This window comes from Massilia sp. Root351, assembly GCF_001425045.1.
Classification (GTDB): Bacteria; Pseudomonadota; Gammaproteobacteria; order Burkholderiales; family Burkholderiaceae_D; genus Rugamonas.
The window spans coordinates 1032129-1056308 of sequence record NZ_LMDJ01000001.1; the positions used below are offsets into that span (position 1 = coordinate 1032129).

A 24180-nucleotide genomic window follows, 5' to 3' on the forward strand; every position below is an offset into this window, starting at 1 on the left:
TCTTTTCGACAATGCAGGCGGCTCGCCATTGATAAATGGCAAAGGTTAGCCAGTGGCTCATGTAATCATCTAGACAACGTGGTGTCAACGTGAAAAATTTGTGGTTTTTGGTGATTTTCCAGTTTTCCGCACGGTACGATAGTCCACGGCGATCCCGGCGGAACAGCGATGTTGGCGGCAAATATGGCTAAAAATCGCGGAACTTGCTGCCAAGATTGGGAACTATGTAAAAAATGGTAAAGAAGCGGAAAGCCGGTGTTTCATTGTTTACGACGAATAGTAAATAATGTAACCAGGCAAAGAAATGTCACCTTTTTGCTACAAAACGATACGTTGCGCTACAAAGCGATACCGCCGGCGTGAGCCGGCGGTGGAGCAGATGCAACAGATGGAACAGGCTGGGCGGTTAGAAGGTGTAGCTGCCGCGCAGGTAGATGGCGCGGCCGACCGCGTCGGTGTAGCGTGGGTCGTAGCCCTTCTGGAACAGCGTGCCCTGGTTGGAGAACGGCGGGTCTTTGTCGAGCAGGTTTTTCACGCCGGCCGTCAGGACCAGGCCCTTGATGCCGCTGTAGCTGGCGGTCAGGTTCCACAGGCTATAGGACGGCACTTCGTTCCGGAACTGGGGTTCCATGTCCAGGTTCTGGTCGGTGTAGCCGCTCTTGAACGATTGCGCCAGCGTGGCGCTCCACACGCCCATGCGCCAGTTCAGCGACGCGTTGTGCTTCCAGCGGAACACCGGATTGTTGGCGGCATAGCGGCCCACGTTCTGGGTGTACGGGCCTTCGCGCTCGTCCTGGTATTCGTACTTGTGGACATAGGTCCCATCCAGCGCGAAGGTGAAGTTGCCGTAGGCGGTGCCGCCCGAGCGCAGCGTCAGCGACAGGTCGATACCGTCGGTGTTGACCTTGCCCAGGTTTTCCTTCAGGTCCAGGATGGCGAACGGCGAGCCGTCCGGGTTGCGCAGGAAGCGGTCCTTGTACTTGGTGTAGTTGCCGTAGATAACTTCCTCGGGCAGCGCATTGATCTTGTCCTTCAGCTTGATGTTCCAGTAATCCAGCGCCAGGGTCGCTTGCGGGATCGGTTCGATAACGATGCCGGCGGCGAAGGTGCGCGATTCTTCCGGGCTCAGGTCCGGATTGCCGCCCTGCAGCTTGAACTGTTGCAGATCGCAGTCGCGCAGCGGGTTGGTGATCGGGTTGGACGACGGTACGCCGCCCGGGCACAGGATAGGATCGTTGTAGGAGTTGTTGGTGTCGTTCTTCGAGCGCGGCGCGTTCTTCTCGAACAGCGTCGGCGCGCGGAAGCCGGTCGAGGCTGAGCCGCGCAGCAGCACCTCCTTGGTGGGCTGGTAGCGCAGGCCCAGTTTCGGGTTGGTGGTGTTGCCGGCGTCGCTGTAGTCGTCGAAGCGGGTGGCCAGCTGCACTTCCAGGTCCTTGATCAGTGGCAAGCTCAATTCGCCGAACACGGCCTTGATGGTGCGCGAACCCGAGGTCGACTGCGAACCGGACAGGCCGGAGCTGGCGGCCTGGCCGGCGATGTCGCGGTTCACGAAGAAGTCCGCCTCTTCGCGGCGCAGTTCACCGCCGAAAGCCACGGCCGCCTTGCCGCCTGCCAGGTCCCACAGCTCGCGGCTGGCTTTGAAGTCGATGCCGGTGTTGCGGGTTTTGCCGTCCTGTACCTTGCCGCGCAGCGCCACGCTGTCCAGGTAGGCCTTGCCTGCCGCGTCCTGCTTGCCGAACGGGTTCAGGATGCCGTTGGTGACGCCGGCTGCGAACGATTCGTCGCGCACATAGCCGCCGGTGAACCATTCCTCCGAGCGGCTCTCCGACAGGGTGAAGCCGGTTTTGTATTCCCAGCCGCGCAGCACGCCTTCCACGCCGATGCTGAGGCGGTCGGCCGCGCCCAGCGAATTGATTTCGCGCTGGCCCGCCTCGGTCGGCCGCCAGTTGACCGACAGGGGCTGGCCGGACAGGCCGGCCATGGCCGGTACGCCGCCACCCGGGTTGCCCGGGTAATATTTGCTGGTTTTCGGCAAGATCAGGCCGGTCTGCGGCGGCGGCGCGGTGTGCGACAGCACGTCGTTCTCGGCGTGCAGGTATTCGATGGTGGCCTGGTGGTCGTTGTTGATCTTGAAGGTGGCCTTGCCGAAGAAGGCGGTCTGCTTCTGGGCCGGCAAGTTGTCGATCAGGCGCGTGTAGTCCTGGCGGCAGGTGCCGCCGCCGCCGATCGGCAGCGAGTAGGGCTGGTCGCAGCCGCCGGCGCGGCCAGGGTTGCCGGTGATGTTGGAGCCCGGGTCGAAGAAGTTGCCGGGGAAGGTGGTGCCGGAAGTCAGGTTCAGGCCGCGCTCGGGGATCACGCCGGTCTTGGAGAATTCGCGCTGCTGCGAGGTCAGGATGTCGAGCTTGTGGTAGTCGAACACGCCGAAGACGTTGTAGCCGTCCTGGTCCAGGTTGCCGAAGCCGGACGAGATGTTGACGCGCTTTTCGTCGGCGCCGGGGGCGCGCGGCAGCAGGGCCTCGGCGGTGATGGTGGTGGTTTGCACCGAGCGTTTGGTGATGAAGTTGATCACGCCGCCGATGGCGTCGGTGCCGTAGATGGCCGAGGCGCCGTCGCGCAGCACTTCGACGCGCTCGAGCGCGCTGACCGGGATGATGTTCAGGTCGACGCTGGCGCCGTCGTACGGGTGGTTGGCGATGCGGCGCCCGTTCAGCAGCACCAGCGTCTTGTCGCTGCCCAGGCCGCGCAGGTCGGCGCTGGACTGGCCGCCGGTGGGCAGGCCGGAGCTGTTGCCGCCGACCACGTTGCCGGCGCCGAAGCTGGAACTGTTGGAGGGGATCCGGTCCAGCACTTCCTGGGCCGTGGTCAAGCCTTGCTTGGCGAAGTCTTCGGCCTTGAACACCGTCAGCGGATTGGCCGTTTCCGATACCAGCCGCTTGATCGACGAGCCGGTCACTTCCACGCGCTGCATCGGCTGGCTGCTGTCCTGCGCCGAGGCGGCCTGGTTGGCCAGGCCCAGGCTCAGGCCCAGTCCGGCGGCGCACAGCAGGCGCACCGAGCGCGCGATTGTCGTTTCTTTCATCATTGCCCAAAACTCCCAAAAGAACATCGTTGTACATGTTATGGGCCGGTCCGCGCCGGATAGGCGCGTGGCCCTCGTATGGCAATTCTCTGAAGAAATGTTAATCTTCAAGCACAGAGATGTAACCACCGCCGGTTACCCATGTCAATAATGAAAGATTGTGTGTCAGCTTATTACAACGTGTCACGAATCACGCTGGGCAAGCGCGCGGTTTTGTGCAGGCGAACAAAAAGGGCGATGATCGCTCATCGCCCTTAGTCGGGAGTTAGGTGGAGTTTGCCGTCAGAAGACGGCCGATCCGCTTAAAACTTGTAAGTACCGCTGACGTAGAACTGGCGTCCCAAGGCGCTCGAATAGGACGGGTTGTAGCCGACCTGGTGCGAACCGGTGTTGCGCAAAGTGAACGGCGGCTTGCGGTCGAACAGGTTGATGATGCCCGCGGTCAGCTCCACATGCTTCAGCGGACGGTAGGCCGACTGCAGGTCGAAGGTGGTGTAGCTCGGCACGTCCAGCGTGATGCCGTAGCACTGGCCCGGCGCACCGGCCACGATGACGGCGCAATCGTCTTCCGTTTGCGGCTTGTCGGTGTAGCCGTTGCGGTAGTTCGCTGCCAGCGTGTGGGTAAAGCGGCTGGTTTCGAACGAGGTGGTGGCGCGGATCACATGGCGGAAGCTGACCTTGTCGTTCGAGCCGTAACGGTTCAAGCTGGTTTCCCACTGGTCGTCGGTGCCCGGCGTGGTGTAGCGCGACTTGATCAGGTAGGTACCGGCCAGGCGGCTGGTCAGGCGGCCGTCGAACAGCTTCATCTTGTGGGTGAAGTCGTAGTCGACGCCCTGGTTTTCCACCTTGCCGATGTTAATCGGCAGCAGCTTGATGGCCAGCACGTCCTTGCCCGTCGACCCGATGTGCTTGGTGGTAAACAGCGCGGCGTATTTGGCCGGGTTGGCGAAGATCAGGCCTTCGGAAACCGAGGTCACCTGGTCGCGGATTTCCACGTTCCACAGGTCGATTGCCATCGACAGGCTGTCGACGGGCTCGAACACCATGCCCACGCTCCATTGCCTGGACTTCTCCGGCTTCAGGTCCGGATTGCCGCCCTGGAAGGCTTCGAACTGCTGGCGCTGCACGCCGTTGCAGTAGGACGCCAGCGGGTGGCCGCCCATGCCGGTGGCGGCCGTCAGCGGGCACTGGTAGTTGCCGCCGGTGACGCCCCAGTCTTCCAGCGGACCGGCGATTTCCGTCATGCTGGCGGCGCGGAAGCCGGTGCCTGCCGCCGCGCGCAGCATCAGGTTCTTGGCGGCCGAGTACTTGGTGCTCACTTTCCAGGTGGCGGCGTTTTCCTTGCTGCCCACTTCCTTGCCGGTCAGGTTGTTGTCGATGGCGCCGATCTGGTCGTAGCGCACCGAGGCGGTCGCTTCCAGTTTCCTGGTGAACGGCATCACCAGCTCGGCGTAGGCGCCGGCGTTGTTGCGCTCGTAGTTGCTGTCCACCTGGGCGTTGTCGAACAGGATCTGCGCCTGCTTGGCGACGTCGGCCTGGTCGATGCGGAAGGCGGTGTTGCGGAAGTCCGCGCCAACGCCCAGCTGGGCGGCGCCGCCGGCCAGCTTGAACACTTCGCGCGAGGCGCGCGCGTCGATGCCCTTCATTTCCACGGTCTGCGTGTTGTAGGTGCCGCTGAAGCCGGTGTCCAGCAGGGCGCTGCGCATGGTCGCCGGCATCTCGCCCTGGGCGTAGCCGAACGGGTCGATGGTGCCGGCGTCCAGCGCGGCCTGGAACTTGTCGGCCAGCGGGAAGCCGCCCACGTATTTCTGGGTCTGCTTGTTCTTCGAGTAGGTCACCGCCGAGTTGATGTCCCAGCCGAACGCCTGGCCATCGACGCCGGCCACCAGGTGGGTGGCCTTGGTGCCGTAGTCGTAGGTGCGGTTGCCCATTTCATACAGGCGGTACTTGGCCACCACCGAGGTGGCGCCGGCTTGCTGTTCCGGCGTCAGGTAAGGCTGGATGTACTTGTTGTACAGCGCCGAGCCCTTGGTGATGCTGAAGTCGGCCGGGTAGGGCGCGATGCTGGCGACGATTTTCGCTTCGGTGTAGGCGAAGTCGAAGAAGCCCTTGAAGCCGGTGTTGCCCAGCTTCAGGCTGCCCGAACTGAAGACCGAGTCGCGCTGCGATTCCGGGTTGATCTCGATGGTGGACGGCGAGTCGTAGAAGCAGTTGCCGTCGCCGTAGAAGTCCAGGTTGCTGGCCGCGCATTTGCCGCCGTGCGACAGCGCGTACGGGTTCAGGTTGACGTTCTGCTCCACCGGCTTGCCGGTTTTCGGGTCGATGGTGTCGTAGCTGACGGTGGCGTTGGCCGGCAGCGAACGGGAGGAACCGTTGATGAACTGCAGCGCCTGGCCGGTTTTCGGATCGGTGAAGTTGACGATGCCGGTGCGCGCGAAGTCGCGCTGCGACGCTTTGAGCTGCTTTTGCTGGTCGTGGCTGGCCGAGACGAACACGCTGTAGCCGTCGTCCTCGTAGTCGCCGAAGCCCTTGCTGACGCTGATGGAATTGCTCTGGCCGCCGGATTTCTGAGGGCTGTTGAGCTTGGCGTTCACTTCCCATGGGGAAGCGCCTTTCTTCAGGATGAAGTTGACCACGCCGGCGATGGCGTCGGCGCCGTACAGGGCCGAGGCGCCGTCGGTCAGCACTTCCACGCGCTCGATGGCCGACAGCGGAATCGAGTTCAGGTCGATGGTGGTGCCGGAGTTGGCCGGCGCCACGCGGCGCCCGTTCAGCAGCACCAGCGTGTAGGCCGCGCCGATATCGTGGATGGAGGCGGTGGTGACGCCGCCGCCGCCGCCGCCGACCGAGTCGCCGGCCACGGAGAAGCCCTGCATGGCGGGCAGCTGCTGGATGAAGTCGGTAACCGTGCTGACGCCGGTCTTCTTGATGTCCTTCTGGCTGAAGCTCTGTACCGGCAGCGACGCTTCGGAAGCGATGCGCTTGATGCTGGAGCCGGTGATTTCCACGCGCTGCATGGTCTCGGTTGCCGCTTCCTGGGCTGCAGCGGCGTGCATGCCCAGTGCCAGGCCACCCGCGAACATCACGCGCAGGGAGCGGGACAGTACTGTTTCTTTGATCATTACTTTGAAGCTTTCTTTTGATGCGATGGGAGGAATCAACTTGCTGCTTAACTTGCCGTTTTTGCAGGTCCCTGTAATTCTCACGAAAAATCACAGGGGCGTTATAAGACCACTGATTGCGCAATCTTGTCAATTTTTGTTCGGGTTTTTTGCGGAAACAGGAGTATTTCTGCTAACTAGATACTGTTTTAACAAAACTATCTGTATAGACTTATCAAAAGAAAAAAGCAGGGCGGCGCTTGCGCAGCCTGCGGAGGCCGACGTATCAAAAGAAAAAAGGGCGGTGCTTGCGCACCGCCCTTCAGGCGTTCCGGCTAAAAGCTAAGCGATTAGAAGAACTTGTAGTTCACGCCCACTTTGACGTAGCGGCCGATGGCGCCGGTGGCGTCCATCGGGTTGTAGCTCAGGCCGCCATAGGTCAGCGGATCCAGCGGCGCAATCTTGTCCAGCACGTTGTTCATCGACGCGAACAGGGTCAGCTGCTTGCTGAAGTTGTAGCGGGTCGACAGGTCCAGGGTGGTGAACGAAGCGATTTCGCAGTTGGTGGTGCCTGGCTGGCCGTTGGCCAGGTTGGAGGCGCAGGTGTTGCCTTCGAACAGGATGTTCTTCATCTTGGCGCGATAGTTCACGATGCCGTTGAAGTTCCAGTCGCCGATGTCCCAGGTGCCGGTCAGGTTGATCTTGTCCTTAGGCGTACCGGCGCAGTTCGAGGTGTCGCAGTTGCCATGGGTACCGGCGAACTGGTACACCGTGGTGGCGGACTCGTGGCGCTTCCAGGATGCCACGTGGGTCCAGGTCAGGCCGACTTGCGCCTTGCCCCAGGAACCCAGGCGCAGGCGCTGCTTGATGTCCAGGTCCACGCCGCTGATTTCGGTGAAGCTCGAATTGCGGTACGGGGCTTGGGTCAGCACCAGGGTGCCCGAGTTCGGGATCACCACGCCATTCTGGACCAGGTTGTTGTCGTTGCGGATAGCGGTCGGCAGGGCGGCAGCTTCGTTGTACGGCAGCGGATTGATCTCGTCGGAGCGCTTGATCTTCCAGCCGTCCACGGTGATGGCGGTATCGGCCAGCACGTCCCACACCAGGCCCACGGTCATGCCCTTGGAGGTTTCAGGACGCAGGTTGGCGTCGCCCACCTTCACGGCTGCCACAGGAATGGCGCAGTCGGTCGACGTGGCGCCGCCTGCTGCTGGTTTGCCGCCAGGGCAGCGGATTGGATCGGACACGGTCGAGGTGCCGGTCGATTGCGACGAGGCGCTGCCTTCGGCAGGACCCGGGGCGCGGAAGCCTTCGGTGTAGGTGCCGCGCAGCGCGAAGCTCTTCAGCGGGGTCCACTTGATGCCGGCTTTCGGCGTGGTCGAGTTGAAGTTGTCGTATTTGTCGTAACGCACGGCGGCGCTCAGTTCGACGTTCTTGATCACCGGGGCCAGGATCTCGGCGTAGATAGCCGATACCTTGGTGTCGCCGAAGGCGGCCACGTAGCTCGAGTTGATGGAACCGTCTTCCGAACCCTTCAGCGAAGGATTGGACAGTTTTTCCTGGCGGTGCTCGGCGCCGATCGCCAGGCCCATGTTGCCGCCCGGCAGAGCCCACAGCTCACGCGAAGCCTTGAAGTCGATCACGTCCAGCTTGGTGGTCGAATCGGAGGTGGCGTTGGTCACCATGGCTGCGTACAGCGAAGCGGGGTTCTTGTTGGCCTGCGCGCCGATGTAGTACGGGAAGAAGGGCGACTTCGGATCGCCCAGTGCGGCCGCCACCACCTTCATGTTCAGCATGTTGCTGTAGTCGAGGTGCAGCTTGGACTCGGAATGGGTGTAGCCGGTGTCGTACTCCCAGCCCATGGCCGAGCCCTTCACACCCACCACGAAGCGGGTGAATTCGTTGTTGGCCGAGCGGGTGCTTGGGCCGACGTCGAAGGCGCTGTAGCGGATGCGGACCGGTGCGCCGTACGGGTTCTGAGGATGGCTGGCGGCCATGATGTTCAGGTTGCCGTAGTTGATGAAGCCCAGCGGGTTGGTGGCGTTCGGCGGGAAGGCCACGGTCGGGGTCACCGACGGCGGGATCATCGTGAACGCGGTGTCGCGCTTGGAGTAGCCGGCTTCGACATAGGCTTGCATGTCGTCGTTGACTTGCCAGGTGCCGCGGCCGTACAGGTTGACCGATTCAATCTCCGGCTGCATGTCGCGGAACTGGTCGTTGTGCCACAGGCAGCCGCCGTTGGCGCCGGTCTGGTCGACCGTCTTGCTCAGGCTGGAGCAGCCTGGCAGGCTGGTGTAGGCGGTGGTGACCGGATTGCGGATCAGGCCGGTTGGGCTTGGCTGGGCGCTGTTTACGCCGGCGATGTAGCCGCTGGCGAACTGGGTGCCGACCGGGAAGCCGTATGGACGCAGGTCGCCGTGGCCGATGTGGCCGCGGTCGGCGCGGTCGCTGTTTTTCAGGCGGTCGGACTGGTTGTATTCGGCGTTCAGGACGATGTTGTACTTGTCGTTGTCCAGGTTGCCCTTGCCGAACGAGACCGAAGCCTTGTTTTGCTTGGCGTCGCTGTAGCGCGACGTGCCGACGTCGCCCTTCACTTGCAGGCCCTCGAAGTCCTTGCGCAGGATGATGTTGACCACGCCGGCGATAGCGTCGGCGCCGTAGGTCGACGAAGCGCCGTCCTTCAGGATCTCGATGCGCTCGACGATCTGCATCGGCACGGTGGACAGGTCGGTGAAGCTCTTCTGGCCGTCATCGGCGCGGGCGAACGGCGCCATGCGGCGGCCGTTCAGCAGCACCAGGGTGGAGGTCGCGCCCAGGCCGCGCAGCGAGATGGCGGTGGAACCAGCGGCGAAGCCGTTGCCGAAACCGGTCGGCAGCGAACCGGCGCCGTCCACGGTCAGCGTCTGCAGGTATTCGGCCACGGTGGCCTTGCCCGACTTGAGCAGCTCTTCGCGGCCGATCAGCTGGATCGGCGAGGCGGTTTCGGCGGTGGCGCGCTTGATGCTCGAACCGGTAATCTCAACACGCTGGACATTCGCGCCGGCATCTTGTGCCATCGCCGGTGCTGCCAGCAGACCTGCTGCAACCACGCTGCCCGAGAATATCAGGCGCACGGAACGTGCCATAACTGTTTCCATCATCATGCTAAAAACCTCCAACTAGTGTATTGATAAACGAAGCGACTGCACTGACTTTTTGTTACCCGCGTATTCGGCAAAGTCGGCCCGTTCCCAGTTGAGCAAACGTCTAGGCATTTGCTCAAGTCTTCGATGGAACCACCGCGCGGCGCGCACTGTCAAGGCGGACACGGCAGCGGCGGCATAACCAAAAGTTGTTTTCCGGCCTACAAAGCCAGCGATCTTGACGCTAAATTGCGGCAAATTCAGCCTACGCGGTGCAACGGGGCGAAATCGAAGTGTGAAAATGGCGCGGCGGCAACTTCACGCTTCGGTGGGGTTTTGTTAGTTTTTGGCCACAGCAAGCGTAAAAAAGGGCGGTGATTGCTCACCGCCCTTTTTGGGGATACGACCTTCAGATTGTTACATTAGTTGAAGGTGTAGGTCGCGCCGACTTTGAAGTAGCGGCCGATGGCGCCGGAGGCGTCCATTGGGTTGAAGCTCATGCCGCCGTAGGTCAGCGGGTCCAGCGGAGCGATCTTGTCGAACACGTTGGCCACCGACGCGGTCAGCTGCAGGTTCTTGCTGAAGTTGTAGCGGGTCGACAGGTCCATGGTGGTGAACGAAGCCAGCTTGCAGCCGTTGGGCGCGGCGCTGCCGTCAGCAAACTTGGAGGCGCAGATGTCGCCTTCGTATTTGATGTTCTTCATGCTGTCGCGGTAGTTCACGTTGGACGCGAAGTTCCAGGCGCCGATGTCCCACGAAGCGGACAGGGTAGCCTTGTTCTTCGGCGTGCCGGCGCAGTTCGAGGTGTCGCAGTTGCCGTGGGTGCCAGCGAACTGGTACTGCACGGTGTCGGACTCGGCGCGCAGCCAGGACGAGATGTGGGTCAGGTTCAGGCCGATGACGGCCTTGCCCCAGGCGCCCAGGCGCAGGCGCTGCTTGACATCCAGGTCCACGCCGGTCACTTCGGTGTAGCTCGAGTTGCGGTAGGCGCCCGACACCACCAGCAGCGAGCCGGAGTTCGGAATCACCTGGCCGGCGGCGTTCTTCAGGTTGTTGTCGTTACGCACGGCGGTTGGCGATTGCGCCGCTTCGGCGTAGGACACCGGGTTGATCTCGTTGGAACGCTTGATCTTGAACGCGTCGATGGCGATGCTGTTGCCTTCGAACGGATCCCATACCATGCCCAGGGTGTAGCCCTTGGATTCTTCAGGCTGCAGCTTAGGGTTGCCGACCTTGATCGAGCTGACGGTGATCGAGCAGTCGGTCAGGGAAGCGCCGGCCGCTGGCGTGCCGCCCGGGCAACGGATCGGGTCGCGCACCGGAGCGCTGCCGACTGCCTGGCTCAGCACGTTGGACTCGGCCGCGCTAGGAGCGCGGAAGCCTTCGGTGTAGGTGCCGCGTACCGCGAAGTTCTTGGCCGGGGTCCATTTCGCGCCCACTTTCGGGGTGGTCGAGTTGAACTGGTCGTAGTGGTCGTAACGCAGGGCAGCGGTCAGTTCCACGGTTTTCAGCACCGGCGCCAGCACTTCGGCGTAGACGGCCGACACGTTGTTCTTGCCGAACGCGGCGGTGTAGCTGGAGTTGATGGAGCCGTCGGCGGTGCCCGACAGGGACGGGTTGCTCAGCGTTTCGCGGCGGTGTTCGCCGCCGATGGCCAGGCCCATGTTGCCGCCTGGCAGAGCCCACAGTTCACGGCTGGCCTTGAAGTCGGCGATCATCAGCTTGGTGCTGGAATCGGAGGTGGCGTTGGTCACCAGGGCAGCGTACAGCGAAGCCGGGTTCTTGCCGGCTTGCGCGCCGATGTAGTACGGGAACAGCGGCGACTTCGGATCGCCCAGCGCCGACTGCAGTGCCTTCATGTTGAACAGGTTGCTCCAGTCCAGGTTCAGCTTGGACTGCGAGAAGGTGAAGCCGGTCTCGTAGTCCCAGCCCTTGACGGTGCCTTTCAGGCCAGCCACGAAGCGGGTGAACTCGTTGGTGTTCTTGCGGGTGCTTGGGCCCACGTCGAAGGCCGAGTAGCGCACGCGCACCGGTACGCCGTACGGGTTCTGCGGGTGGTTGGCAGCCATCAGGATGGTGTTGCCGTAGTTGATCAGCTGGTTGGGACCGCCGTTCGCGCCCGGAAACACCACGGTCGACGAGGTGGCCGACGGGGTCAGCGTGAAGGCCGTGTCGCGCTCCGAGTAGCCCGCTTCGAAGAAGGCCTGGTGGTCGGCGTTGATCTGGAAGGTGCCGCGCGAGTACAGATTGATCGATTCGATCTCCGGGTTCATCGAGCGGAACTTGTCCTGGTGCCACAGGCAGCCGCCGTTCGGGTCTTGCGGCGCCGAGGTCGAGAACTGGCTGCAGCCCGGCAGCGAGACGTACTGGCCCGTTTTCGGGTTCAGCAGGGCGCCGGTAGGCGATGGCGAGGCCGCGCCGTTGGTGATGTAGCCGCCGGCGTACTGGGTGCCGATGCCGTAGCCCCATGGGCGGATGTCGCCGTGGCCGATCCAGGCGCGGTTGCCGCGGTCGGAAGCCTGCAGGCCGTCGGTCTTGCTGTATTCGGCGTTGAAGACGATGTTGTACTTGTCGTCGTCCAGGTTGCCCTTGCCGGCGGTCACGGAGACCTTGTTCTGCTTGGCGTCGGAGTAGCGCGATGCGCCGGTGTCGCCCTTGATCTGCAGGCCTTCGAAGTCCTTTTTCAGGATGATGTTGACCACGCCGGCGATGGCGTCGGCGCCGTACAGCGAGGACGCGCCGTCTTTCAGCACTTCGATGCGCTCGACGATCTGCATCGGGATGGTGGACAGGTCGGTGAAGCTCTTCTGGCCGTCGTCGGCACGGGCGAACGGCGCCATGCGGCGGCCGTTCAGCAGTACCAGGGTGGAGGTCGCGCCCAGGCCGCGCAGCGAGATGCCGGTGGCGCCAGCGGCGAAGCCGGAACCGAAGCCGGTCGGCAGCGAACCTGCGCCGTCTGCGGACAGGGTCTGCAGGTATTCGGCGACAGTGGCCTTGCCGGACTTCATCATGTCGTCGCTGGTCAGGACCTGGATCGGCGACGCGGTTTCCGCGGTCGCGCGTTTGATGCTCGAGCCCGTGATTTCCACGCGCTGGATGTTAGCGTCTTGTGCAAAAGCCTGTTGGGCCATCAAGCCCGCCGCCACCACGCTGCCCGAGAAGATCAGGCGCACCGAGCGGGATAAAACCGTTTCCATCATCATTACAAACAACTCCCAAGAAAAGTATCGTCTGGCGGCATCCAAAGGCGTAGCCAAGCCGGGCCGCTTTCGGCACAGCTTGCTAACTGGATTAGTTGCACACCAACAATTCTCTCCAAAAATCACATATTGTTTTCGGAGAGGGATCGCATCAGAACACTGGGGGCTAAGAATTGTCAATGAAAAGCGCGTCCTGTGATGCGAGAAAACAACAATCGTTTTGTTTGCTGATATGTAAGATGTTGCGCTGCGTTCTACTGTTGAACATGTACGATAACGCCGTTTTTCAATCATGAAATATTGCAATGCAGCATAACTTTTTCTTGCGCGCCGGGCCGGGGTAAGGATGATGGTGGGGGAGCGGGTGCTCCTATAACTCTGAGGAATACCTGATTAATGCTTGCCTATATTCTGCGCCGCCTGTGGCAGATGCTGCCCACCATGCTGGGCGTGGTACTGCTGGTGTTTATCCTGTTCAACTGGGTGGGCGGCGATCCGGCCTATATCCTGGCGGGCAAGATGTCCAGCGCCGAGAGCATCGCCAATATCCGCCGCCAGCTGGGCGTGGACCAGCCTTACTACGTCCAGCTCGGCATCTTCCTGAAGCAGATCGTCACCTTCGACTTCGGCCAGAGCTGGGCCACCGGCGAAGCCGTGTCCAGCATCATCACCACGCGGTTGGGGCCGTCGCTGACGGTGCTGGTGCCGCTGACCATCCTGGAAACGCTGATCGGCATCGCGCTGGCGCTGGTGGTCGCCTTCGTGCGCGGCTCGCTGCTGGACCGCGCGGTGATGATCGCCTGCACCGTCGGCATGTCGATCTCCATCCTGGTCTACATCATCGTGTTCCAGTACGGCTTGGCCTACCGCTTGGGCCTGTTCCCGGTGCAGGGCTGGGGCGATAGTTTCTGGGGCAACCTGCTGCGCTACGCCACGCTGCCCATCCTGATCGGGCTGGCGGTGACCATCGCGCCCACGCTGCGGCTGTACCGCACCTTCGTGCTGGACGAGGTCAACCAGGACTATGTGCGCACGGCGCGCGCCAAGGGTTTGGGCGAGGGACGCGTGATGTGGGTGCATGTGCTGCGCAACGCCGCCATTCCCATCATCACCCATGTCATGGCCAACCTGCCGGCGTTGCTGATCGGCGCGTTTCTGCTGGAGCGCTTCTTCGGCATTCCGGGCATCGGGCGCGAAGTGATCCTGGCGGTGGAGCGCAGCGATTTCCCCGTCATCAAAGCCATTACCGTGTACGTGGCCGCCGCCACCATGGTGTTCAACCTGCTGACCGACCTGCTGTACCAGGCAGTCGATCCGCGCGTGCAATTGAGGTAGGCAAGTGAGCAAAGAAGTGCAGATGCAGAATCCCCACGCCGCGCCCGGATTATGGACGCTCGCCTGGCGCCGCTTGCGCGCCGACCGCGTGGCCATGGTTGCCCTTGCCGTGGTCGGCGCCTTCATGCTGCTGCTGGCCTTGTCGGCCAGCGGGCTGGTCGTCTCCGACTGGGAGGAGGAGGTGGGAATCAATTACGCGCCGCCGTCCTTCCTGGCAGGCCCATCGTCCCGCGCTGCGGACCCCGCCGGCGCCGCAGGACGGGCGAGTGCGGAGCACGTGACCCAAGCGCCGCCGCAAAACGAATTCGACCCCCTCGCCGACGATCTGCGTGCGCTGCGCGCCGGACTGCCCGCCGCCGCCCTGGCGCCCCCCGAGCGCCAGCCCTCGCTGCCCTTCGGCGCCGACAAATGGGGGCACGACGTCATCAAGAAAACCATCAAGGGCGGCGAAACCTCCATCGTGGTCGGCCTGGTGGCGGCGCTGGTGGCAGTGGCGCTGGGCACGCTGTTCGGCGCCGTGTCCGGCTTTTATGGCGGCCTGGTGGACGACTTCTTCAACTGGTTCTACAGCATCTTCACCTCCATCCCGTCGATCCTGATGATACTCACCGTGGCCGCCGTGCTGCAGCAGAAGGGCGTGATGACCATCGTGCTGATCCTCGGCCTGACCGGCTGGACCGGCCCCTACCGCCTGATCCGCGCCGAATACATCAAGCACAAGGCGCGCGAGTACGTGATGGCGGCCGACGCCATTGGCGCCTCCAGCTGGCGCAAGATGTTCTCGCACATCTTCCCCAACGTCAGCCATGTGGCGCTGGTGCAGGTGTCCATCCTGGTGGTCGGTTTCATCAAAGCCGAAGTCATCCTCAGCTTTCTCGGCTTCGGTGTGCCGGTGGGCGTGGTCAGCTGGGGTTCCATGCTGAACGAGGCGCAGAACGAACTGATACTCGGCAAGTGGTGGCAGCTGGCGGCGGCCGCCTCCGCGATGGCCTTGCTGGTCACCGCCTTCTCCCTGTTCACCGACGCGCTGCGCGACGCCCTCGACCCGAAAGTGAAGTGATGGATAACACCAATTTGCTCGAAGTGCGCGACCTGCGTGTCCGCTTCCGCACCGGCAAGACCAGTACGTTCGAGGCCGTGAAGGGCATCAGCTTCGCCGTGCCGCGCAACAGCACGGTGGCGCTGGTGGGCGAGTCCGGCAGCGGCAAGTCGGTCAGCTCGCTGGCGGTGATGGGGCTGCTGCCGCCGGACACCACGCTGATCGACCCGGCCGGCAGCATCCTGTTCCGCGGCCGGGACGTGCTCAAGCTGAGCGTCGCCGAGCGGCGCCGCATGTGCGGCAAGGACATCTCGATGATCTTCCAGGAGCCGATGTCCTCGCTGAACCCGGTGTTTACGGTGGGCTACCAGATCGGCGAAGTGCTGCGCCAGCACATGGGCATGGGCAAGAAGCAGGCGCGGCTGCGCACGCTGGCGCTGCTGGACGAAGTGGGCATTCCCGACCCGGCGCAGAAGATCGACGCCTACCCCAGCCAGATGTCGGGCGGGCAGCAGCAGCGCGTGATGATCGCCATGGCCATCGCCTGCGAACCGGAGCTGCTGATCGCCGACGAGCCCACCACCGCGCTGGACGTCACCATCCAGAAGCAGATCATGGAGCTGATCGCCAGCCTGCAGCGAAAGCGCCAGATGTCGGTGCTGTTCATCACGCACGACCTGGGCCTGGTGGGCGAGATTGCCGGCCAGGTGATCGTGATGCGCCACGGCGAGGTGCGCGAGGCCGGCGCCACGCGCCAGATTTTCGGCGACCCGCAGGACAGCTACACCAAGGCGCTGCTGCACTGCCGCCCGTCGCTCGATACGCGCCCGTGGCGCCTGCCGGTCATCAATGACTACATGGAGGGCAAGGCCGGCGCCGGGGTCGCGCTGAAGCAGCGCGCGCGCGGCACCGCGCCGGACGACGAACACGTGCTGGTGGTGGACAAGCTGAGCAAGAGTTTCTACGTGCGCGAAGGCTTGTTCGGCCAGCGCGAGTTCAAGGCCGTCAAGGACGTGTCGTTCAAGCTGGCGCGCGGCAAGACACTGGGCGTGGTGGGCGAATCCGGTTCCGGCAAGACCACGGTCGGGCTGACCCTGCTGCGCCTGCACCAGGCCACCGGCGGTACCGCCATGTTCGAAGGCAAGGATCTGATCTCCATGCCGGCCAGGGAATACATGGCCTACAAGCGCCGCATCCAGATCATTTTCCAGAATCCATACGCATCGCTGAACCCGCGCTACACGGTGGGGCAGATCCTGCTTGAGCCGATGAAACTGCACAACATCGGCGCCAGCGAACGCGAGCGTGTGGAAAACGCCTGCCAGCTGCTGGAGAAAGTGGGCCTGCCGGCGCACGCCTTCCATCGCTACCCGCACGAGTTTTCCGGCGGCCAGCGGCAGCGCATCGCCATCGCGCGCTGCCTGACGATGAAGCCGGAAATCCTGGTGTGCGACGAATCGGTGTCGGCGCTGGACGTGTCGGTGCAGGCGCAGGTGCTGAACCTGCTGCAGGACTTGCAGGACGAGTTCGGCCTGTCCTACATCTTCATTTCGCACGACCTGTCGGTGGTCAAATACATTGCCGACCAGGTCATGGTGATGCACCAGGGCGCAGTGGTGGAGCTGGCCGACTCGGACCAGCTGTACCGCAATCCGTCGCATCCCTACACCCGCTCGCTGCTGGCGGCGATCCCGCGCCACGATTTCGGATAAGATAGCGGCATCATGGCGAACTTACTCTCATTGCTGCAGGAATACGGTGTGTTCATCGTGTTCGCGATCGTGCTGATCGAACAGATGGGTTTGCCCATCCCCGCGTTTCCGCTGCTCATCGTCTCCGGCGCGCTGGCCGCGAACGGCGAACTGCACTGGGGCGGGGTGCTGGCCGCCGCGCTGCTGGCCTGCTCGGTGAGCGATTTCTTCTGGTTCCGCGCCGGGCGGCGCTACGGCAAGCGCATCCTGAAGCTGCTGTGCCGCATTTCCCTGTCGCCGGATTACTGCGTCAGCCAGACGGAGGATAATTTCCGCCGCTGGGGACCGAAGTCGCTGCTGGTCGCCAAGTTCATTCCAGGTTTCAACACCATCGCGCCGCCGATGTCGGGCGCCATGGGCACCTCCTATCCGCGCTTCCTCGGCTTCAGCGTGCCTGGCGGGCTGATCTGGTGCGGCACCGGCATCGGCATCGGCGCCTATTTCCACCAGAGCATAGACGACGTGCTGGACATCCTGTCCACCATGGGCGGCACCGCGCTAAGCGTGCTGGGCGCCTTGCTGGTGCTGTTCATCCTGTACAAATATGTCGAGCGCAAGCGCTTCCAGCAGGCCGTGCAGATGGAGCGCATCACGGTCGACGAGCTCAAGCAGCTGCTGCAGGACGGCCACGCCCCGGTAATGGTCGATGCCCGCAGCGCCACGGCGCAGATGCTGGAGCCGGCCGTGCCGGGTGCGCTGCTGGTCAACGGCGATCCGCTGGGCGTGATTGCCGCGTTGCCCAAGGACCGCCACATCATCGTCTACTGCAGTTGCCCGAACGACGTCACCGCCGCCCACGTGGCCAAGCAGATGCATGCACGCGGCTACAGCTACGCGCGGCCGCTGCATGGCGGGCTGGATGCGTGGAACACGGCATTCGCGCATGAACTGCGCCGCCCGCGCGACGAGGCCGATTCGGCGGTCACCGCGTCCCACGGCTGAACCGGCGGGCTGCGGCCCCTGCGGACGCGCAAAAACCCTGGCTTCGGCCGGGGTTTTTTGCTTTGGCGGGGTAGTCATACTACGGTTGATTTATTGCGAAGCGTTAGTTTTTGTACCAAGTGCGTCTGAAAATGTACCAAAACTACAAAGAGGGCTTGCGCGGGAGTTGAGATTTCCATTAAGCTAAGGCCTCAACTATTTTTTCGCCATCATGACTGTCCAGCCTACCTCCCCTCAACATTCCGGCTTCCCCGGCGGCCCGCGTTTATTGGCGGACGTGGGCGGCACCAATGCCCGTTTTGCGCTGGAAGTGGCTGCTGGCAGCGTCGCCCACATCAACGTGCTGGCCTGTGCGGACTATCCGTCCCTGGCCGATGCGCTGCGCGCCTACCTGGCGCTACCCGGTGTGGCTGAGGCGGTGGCGGCGGCTGGCGGCGGCATCCGCCATGGCGCCATCGCCATCGCCAACCCGGTGACCGGCGACTTCGTGCGCATGACCAATCACCATTGGGAATTTTCCATTGAAGCGCTGCGCAGCGGCTGCGGTTTCGACGTGCTGGCGGTAGTGAATGACTTCACGGCCCTGGCCAGCTCGCTGCCCTTCCTGTCGGATGAGCAGAAGCGCCAGGTGGGCGGCGGCGCGGCGCAAGCCGGCGCGCCGCTGGGGCTGATAGGCGCCGGCACCGGCCTGGGCGTGTCCGGGCTGATCCCTGGCAAGGACGGCGGCTGGACCGCGCTGCTGAGCGAGGGCGGCCATGTCAGCTTCTCGCCGGCCAATCCGACCGAAGTCGCCATCCTGCAGTATGCGTGGACCGAGTTCGAGCATGTCTCGGCCGAGCGCCTGATGTCCGGCGTGGGCATCGAACTGATCTACCGCGCGCTGCGCCACCATCGCGGCCTGGCGGCCGAAGCGCTGGCAGTGCCGGAAATCGTGCGCCGCGCGCTGGACGGCGAATGCGCGCTGTGCGACGAGGCGGTGGAAACGTTTTGCTGCATGCTGGGCACCGTGGCCGGCAATCTCGGCGTCACCTTGGGCGCGCAGGGCGGCATCTATATAGGGGGCGGCATCGTGCCGCGCCTGGGCGCGCGCTTCGACCGCTCCGGTTTCCGCGCCCGCTACGAGCAGAAGGGCCGCTTCGGGCAGTACCTGGCGCGCATCCCGACTTTCGTCATCACGGCCGAGTATCCGGCCTTCGTTGGGGTGTCTGCCATTTTGAACGAGCGGCTTGCCTCGGCGTAATTCTTATTCCGCTTGACTGGACAAATTATCCGTTTCGTAGTTTTATCAGGTACAATTGCCGCAGTTGGACCTGACACCTCCATCCCCATCGGTAGTGCCCCTGCCCAGCGCGCATAGGCCCGGGCGCACATCTTTGCATTTATTTGCAAACACAAGATAGCTATGAATACAGTTGAGGCGAAAAAAGTCCTCGAAACCGCTTTGCTATGCGCGCATGAGCCTCTGTCGATTCACAGCTTGAAAAAGCTGTTTGTTGAACTGGACGATCAGGGCCGGCCGCGCAATGACGGCCTGGGCACCGAGACGATCAAGGAAATACTGGAACAACTGAGGCTGGACTGGGACGGCCGTGGCATCGAGGTCGTGAGCCTGGCCAGCGGCTGGCGTTTTCAGAGCCGGCCCGAGATGAAGCACTATCTCGACCGCCTGAGCCCGGAAAAGCCGCAGAAATACTCGCGCGCGACGCTGGAAACCCTGGCCATCATCGCCTACCGCCAGCCGGTGACGCGCGGCGATATCGAGGAAATTCGCGGCGTGGCCGTGAACTCGCAGACGATCAAGATGCTGGAAGACCGCGGTTGGGTTGACGTGGTCGGCTACCGCGATGTGCTGGGACGGCCGGCCCTGCTGGGCACCACCAAGCACTTTTTGGATGATTTGGGACTCAATTCGCTGTCCCAGCTGCCGCCTTTGCAGCAAATCAGCGATATGCGAGGTGGCGCGCCCGACATGGAAGCGCTGGAAGCAGCCCTGCAGGAGAACTTTGACAAAGCGGCGCAACACGCCGCGCCGCCCATCAATGAGGCACCGGCTCACGCCCTTGCGCCAGAAACGACGGTTGACGCTGAGCCCAACCAAGAAATGAATAATGAACAACACTGATACCCCAGAGACTGTCGCCGGCGCACCCGCCGCCGACCCGGCTGCCAAGCCTAAGCGCCGCACTAAAGCCCAGATCGAAGCCGACAATGCTGCGCAAGCCGCCGGCGAGACTGCGAAACCGAAACGCAAAACCAAGGCCGACGCCGCAGCAGGCGATGCCGCCGCCGCGCCTGCCGACGGCGCCGCCGCCGCGCCCGTGAAGAAACCGCGCGCCAAGCCGGTCAAGGCCGCCGCTGAAGGCGCCGACGCCGGCGCTGCCGCCGCTGCGCCCGCCGCCGCAGGCGAGGCCACCCCGGCCAAGGCGCCGCGCGCCAAAAAGCCAAAAGCCGACGTGCCTGCCGCTGTAGGCGCCGCCGCTTCCGCTGACGCCGCCGCGCCAGCCGCGCCAGCCGCGCCAGCCGCATCCGGCGAGGCCCCGGCCGCCGACGCCGTCCAAGGCAAGCACGACAAGGCCGAGCGCCGCCCGCGTGGCCCGCGCCAGATGCGCGAACTGCGCGCCGTGCGCGAAGCGACCCGTCCGGCGCCGGTGGTAGCCGGTGCCGACGGCGCCGAGGGTGCCGCAGCCGCGGCCCCGCAGGCAGGTGCCGCTGAAGGCGAGGGCGCCGCCGCCCAGGGGCAAGGCCAGCGCCACGAGCGCGGTCCGCGCAACGAAGGCCGCAACAAGAACAAGAAGAAGGGCAAGCAGCGCGGCCAGGGTGGCCAGGGCGCGCAAGCCGGCCAGGCCGGCGCCAAGCTGAGCGACGCCGACGCCGCCTTTGCCTACGCCACCTCCGACGCCTTCGACCGCGAAGACGGCAAGGGCCGCGCGCCGGCCAAGGTCGTGCGCCGCGACCTGACCGCCGACGACGACGCGCCCAAGCTGCACAAGGTGCTGGCCGAAGCCGGCCTGGGCTCGCGCCGCGACATGGAAGACCTGATCGTTGCCGGCCGCGTGTCGGTGAACGGCGAGCCGGCCCACATCGGCCAGCGCATCCTGCCGACCGACGCGGTGCGCATCAACGGCAAGCTGATCCAGCGCAAGGTGAGCAAGAAGCCGCCGCGCGTGCTGGTTTACCACAAGCCGGCCGGTGAAATCGTGTCGCACGACGACCCGGACGGCCGTCCATCGGTGTTTGACCGCCTGCCGACCATGAAGGCCGGCAAATGGCTGGCCATCGGCCGCCTGGACTTCAACACCGAAGGCCTGCTGCTGTTTACCACCTCCGGCGACCTGGCTAACCGCCTGATGCATCCGCGCTACAACATCGACCGCGAATACGCGGTGCGTACGCTGGGCACGCTGGAAGAAGGCATGCGCCAGAAGCTGCTGGCCGGCGTCGAGCTGGAAGACGGCATGGCCAACTTTTCCAAGATCGCCGACGGCGGCGGCGAGGGCATCAACCGCTGGTACCGCGTGGTCATCAGCGAAGGCCGCAACCGCGAGGTGCGCCGCATGTTCGAGGCCATCGGCTTGACCGTGTCGCGCCTGATCCGTACCCGCTACGGCGCGATGACGCTGCCAAGCGACCTGAAGCGCGGCCGCTGGGAAGAAATGGAAGAAAACACCGTGCGCGACCTGCTGGCCGCGTATGGCGTGGAGAAAAAGCAGCCGGGCGACAGTGCCCAGGGCGCGCCAGGCGGCCAGGGCGGACAAAAACGTCCGCAGGGCGTGCATGGCGGCCAAGGCGGCCGTGGCCAGGGCGCAGCCCAGGGTCAGCGCGGCAGCCAGAAGCCGCGCCGCGACCGCGACGAACATGATGACGGCGAGCCGAACGGCAACCGCATGGACGTCAGCAACAAGAATGCCGACCCGTTCCCGCAAGCACCGCGCGGCCAGGGCCGTGGCCAGGGCGCCTATTTCGGCGCCGGCCAGGGCGGCGGCTTCGGCCGTCCGGGTGGTGGTTCGGGCCGCCCAGGCGGCTCCGGCCGTCCGGGCGGCGCGGGCGGCGGCCAGGGTGGCCTGGGCCGTGGCCAGGGCGGCCAGGGCGCCGGCGCCGGCAAGGGGCCGAAAGGCCCGCGCCAGCCGGATCCGCTGCAAACCACGTTCGGCTTCGGCAATGCCGGCGGCCCGCGCCGCGGCAACCAGCAGCCGCGCGGCGGCGCCTCCGACCACGGCATGCCGCGCCGCCGCAAGGGCTGATCGCATAGCGGGCTGAGCCGCATTGGCGCCAAATCGGGGTCTGACCCCGAAGTGTGCTGAATGCGGCTCAGCTTGGCTGGTTTCGCGCGGCTTGCCGTTTTTTGGCGGATTTGATTGTTGTTTGCGTGTCTACTGTGGTATGTGGCATTGCAGCGAAGTCAATTGGCGGTTATAATGACCAGCCTAGAAAAGTGATACGCAGGTTTTAACGCTGAGTGTGCTTTCATCTGGATTGGAATACAAGAAGATGGGCAATTGCCCATTTTTTTTTTGGTGAACCGTTTTTAGCGGAGAATTTTTTTGCAACTGCCGGAACTAATTGAAAAGACCGTCGCCGGTCTGGGCTACGAGCTGGTTGATGTCGAACGGGCCGAGCGCGGACTGCTGCGCGTCTATATCGATTTCAGCGCGGCGGATGCGGCCGAAAAAGGCCCGATCACGGTTGAAGACTGCGCCACGGTCAGCCACCAGCTGAGCCATGTGCTGACGGTCGAAAACGTCAACTACGAGCGGCTGGAAATTTCGTCGCCCGGCCTGGATCGGCCGCTGCGCAAATTGGAAGATTTCACGCGTTTCGCAGGTTGCGAAGCCATCGTCAAGCTGAAGGTCGCCATGCCAGGCACCTCCAACCGCAAGTCCTTCGAGGGCGTGCTGCAGGAGCCGCAGGGCGATCAGCTGGCGTTGGAGTTTGAAGGTAAAGATGGTCCGGCGCTGTTGGAGTTTACGCTCGCCGATATGGATAAGGCACGCTTGGTGCCGCAGGTGGATTTTAAGGGACGCAAAGCATGAGTCGCGAAGTTTTGTTATTGGTGGACGCGCTGGCGCGTGAGAAAAACGTCGACAAGGACGTGGTCTTTGGAGCGCTCGAGTTCGCGCTGGCGCAAGCCACGAAGAAGCGCTACGAAGGCGAGGTCGACATCCGCGTTTCGATCGACCGCGATTCGGGCGAGTTCGAATCCTTCCGCCGCTGGCACGTGGTGCCCGACGAAGCGGGCCTGCAGCTGCCTGACCAGGAAGTGCTGCTGTTCGAAGCAAAAGAGCAGATCCCCGACATCGAAGTGGACGACCACATCGAAGAGCCGATCGAATCGGTCGAGTTCGGCCGCCGTTTCGCCCAGGACACCAAACAGGTAGTGCTGCAGCGCGTGCGCGATGCCGAACGCGAACAGATCCTGGCCGACTTCCTGGAGCGCGGCGACTCGCTCGTGACCGGCACCATCAAGCGCATGGAGCGCGGCGATGCCATCGTGGAATCGGGCAAGATCGAAGCGCGCCTGCCGCGCGACCAGATGATCCCGAAGGAGAATCTGCGTATCGGCGACCGCGTGCGTGCCTTCATCCTGCGCGTGGACCGCAATATGCGCGGCCCGCAGGTGATCCTGTCGCGTACCGCTCCCGACTTCATCATGAAGCTGTTCGAGCTGGAAGTGCCGGAGATCGAACAGGGCATGCTGGAAATTAAATCCGCAGCCCGCGACGCCGGCGTGCGCGCCAAGATCGCCGTCTACACGGCCGACAAGCGCATCGACCCGATCGGTACCTGCGTCGGCATGCGCGGTTCGCGTGTGCAAGCCGTGACCGGCGAGCTGGGCGGCGAGCGCGTGGACATCGTGCTGTGGTCGGAAGATCCGGCCCAGTTCGTCATCGGCGCGCTGGCTCCGGCCAATGTCTCGTCGATCATGGTCGATGAAGAGAAGCACGCCATGGACGTGGTGGTGGACGAAGAGAACCTGGCCATCGCCATCGGCCGCTCGGGCCAGAACGTGCGCCTGGCCGCCGAGCTGACCGGCTGGAAGATCAACATCATGACGGCCGAAGAATCGGCCGACAAGGCAGCCCAGGAAACGGCCGCGATCCGCGCGCTGTTCATGGAAAAACTGGATGTCGACCAGGAAGTGGCCGACATCCTGGTGGAAGAGGGCTTTGCCAGCCTGGAAGAAATTGCTTACGTGCCGATCTCCGAAATGCTGGAAATCGATGCGTTTGACGAAGATACCGTCAATGAATTGCGGACCCGCGCACGCGATGCGCTGGTGACCGAGGCGATCGCCTCGGAAGAAGGTCTGGAAGGCATGGACGAGGCATTGGTCGGTCTGGAAGGCATGGACCGCATCACCGCCGGCAAGCTGGGTCTGGCTGGTATCAAGACCGTAGAAGCTTTTGCCGCACTGGCTTACGACGAATTTGGCGCCATCCTGGCCCTGTCCGCCGACCGTGCCCGTGCACTGATTGCAAGTGAATTTGAAGATGTGACCGACGATGAGATGAAGTTGGTTGACTCGAAGTACGACGACCGCGCCAAGGCCCTGCAAGCCAAAGCCTGGTCGGCGGCCGAATCCGCAAAGGCATAATTTGAGTATCTTTATCATC

13 protein-coding genes are annotated in these 24180 nt (G+C 63.6%); 9 read left to right on the forward strand and 4 right to left on the reverse strand.

Going from position 1 to position 24180, the window contains the following annotated elements; translation table 11 throughout:
• Positions 1 to 406: 406 nt before the first annotated feature.
• The 4 genes from ASD15_RS04580 to ASD15_RS04595 form a co-directional block, all read right to left on the reverse strand.
• Positions 407 to 3082 carry a TonB-dependent receptor gene (locus tag ASD15_RS04580; protein ID WP_057153514.1) on the reverse strand — a complete coding sequence of 892 codons (2676 nt, stop codon included), beginning with the start codon at positions 3080 to 3082 and terminating at the stop codon, positions 407 to 409.
• A gap of 299 nt (positions 3083 to 3381) precedes the next feature.
• A complete protein-coding gene (locus tag ASD15_RS04585; protein ID WP_057153515.1) occupies positions 3382 to 6201 on the reverse strand; it encodes a TonB-dependent receptor in 2820 nt (939 codons plus the stop codon).
• A 329-nt stretch (positions 6202 to 6530) separates the two neighbouring features.
• On the reverse strand, positions 6531 to 9305 hold the full coding sequence (locus ASD15_RS04590) for a TonB-dependent receptor (protein WP_057153516.1): 2775 nt from the start codon (positions 9303 to 9305) through the stop codon (positions 6531 to 6533).
• Positions 9306 to 9724: 419 nt separating this feature from the next.
• Entirely contained in the window at positions 9725 to 12505 is a 2781-nt protein-coding gene (locus tag ASD15_RS04595) for a TonB-dependent receptor (RefSeq protein WP_229418054.1), read from the reverse strand.
• Positions 12506 to 12898: 393 nt separating this feature from the next.
• On the opposite strand from ASD15_RS04595, the gene ASD15_RS04600 reads away from it, so the two are divergent.
• The 9 genes from ASD15_RS04600 to nusA all read left to right on the forward strand — a co-directional run bounded on the left by ASD15_RS04600 (position 12899) and on the right by nusA (position 24161).
• A complete protein-coding gene (locus ASD15_RS04600) occupies positions 12899 to 13837 on the forward strand; it encodes an ABC transporter permease (protein WP_057153517.1) in 939 nt (312 codons plus the stop codon).
• Between the two features lie 22 nt (positions 13838 to 13859).
• Positions 13860 to 14897, forward strand: a complete 1038-nt coding sequence (locus tag ASD15_RS04605; RefSeq protein ID WP_057153728.1) for an ABC transporter permease — start codon at positions 13860 to 13862, stop codon at positions 14895 to 14897.
• Complete coding sequence (locus ASD15_RS04610) at positions 14897 to 16588, forward strand: ABC transporter ATP-binding protein (RefSeq protein WP_057153518.1); 1692 nt, start codon at positions 14897 to 14899, stop codon at positions 16586 to 16588. Before ASD15_RS04605 ends, ASD15_RS04610 begins: the two co-directional genes overlap by 1 nt.
• A 12-nt stretch (positions 16589 to 16600) precedes the next feature.
• The gene (locus tag ASD15_RS04615; protein WP_057153519.1) at positions 16601 to 17569 is read left to right on the forward strand and encodes a VTT domain-containing protein; all 969 of its coding nucleotides are present in this window, start codon (positions 16601 to 16603) and stop codon (positions 17567 to 17569) included.
• A gap of 211 nt (positions 17570 to 17780) precedes the next feature.
• A complete protein-coding gene (locus tag ASD15_RS04620; RefSeq protein WP_057153520.1) occupies positions 17781 to 18809 on the forward strand; it encodes a glucokinase in 1029 nt (342 codons plus the stop codon).
• 162 nt (positions 18810 to 18971) lie between these two features.
• Positions 18972 to 19691 (forward strand): SMC-Scp complex subunit ScpB, encoded by a 720-nt coding sequence (gene scpB / locus ASD15_RS04625; RefSeq protein WP_057153521.1) that lies wholly within the window; start codon positions 18972 to 18974, stop codon positions 19689 to 19691.
• Positions 19678 to 21810, forward strand: a complete 2133-nt coding sequence (locus tag ASD15_RS04630; RefSeq protein WP_057153522.1) for a pseudouridine synthase — start codon at positions 19678 to 19680, stop codon at positions 21808 to 21810. The genes scpB and ASD15_RS04630 overlap by 14 nt, the downstream gene beginning before the upstream one ends.
• A gap of 300 nt (positions 21811 to 22110) precedes the next feature.
• Positions 22111 to 22599, forward strand: coding sequence for a ribosome maturation factor RimP (gene rimP, locus ASD15_RS04635; RefSeq protein ID WP_056399542.1), 489 nt, complete (start codon positions 22111 to 22113; stop codon positions 22597 to 22599).
• Entirely contained in the window at positions 22596 to 24161 is a 1566-nt protein-coding gene (nusA, locus tag ASD15_RS04640) for a transcription termination factor NusA (RefSeq protein WP_056399544.1), read from the forward strand. The genes rimP and nusA overlap by 4 nt, the downstream gene beginning before the upstream one ends.
• Positions 24162 to 24180: the final 19 nt, after the last annotated feature.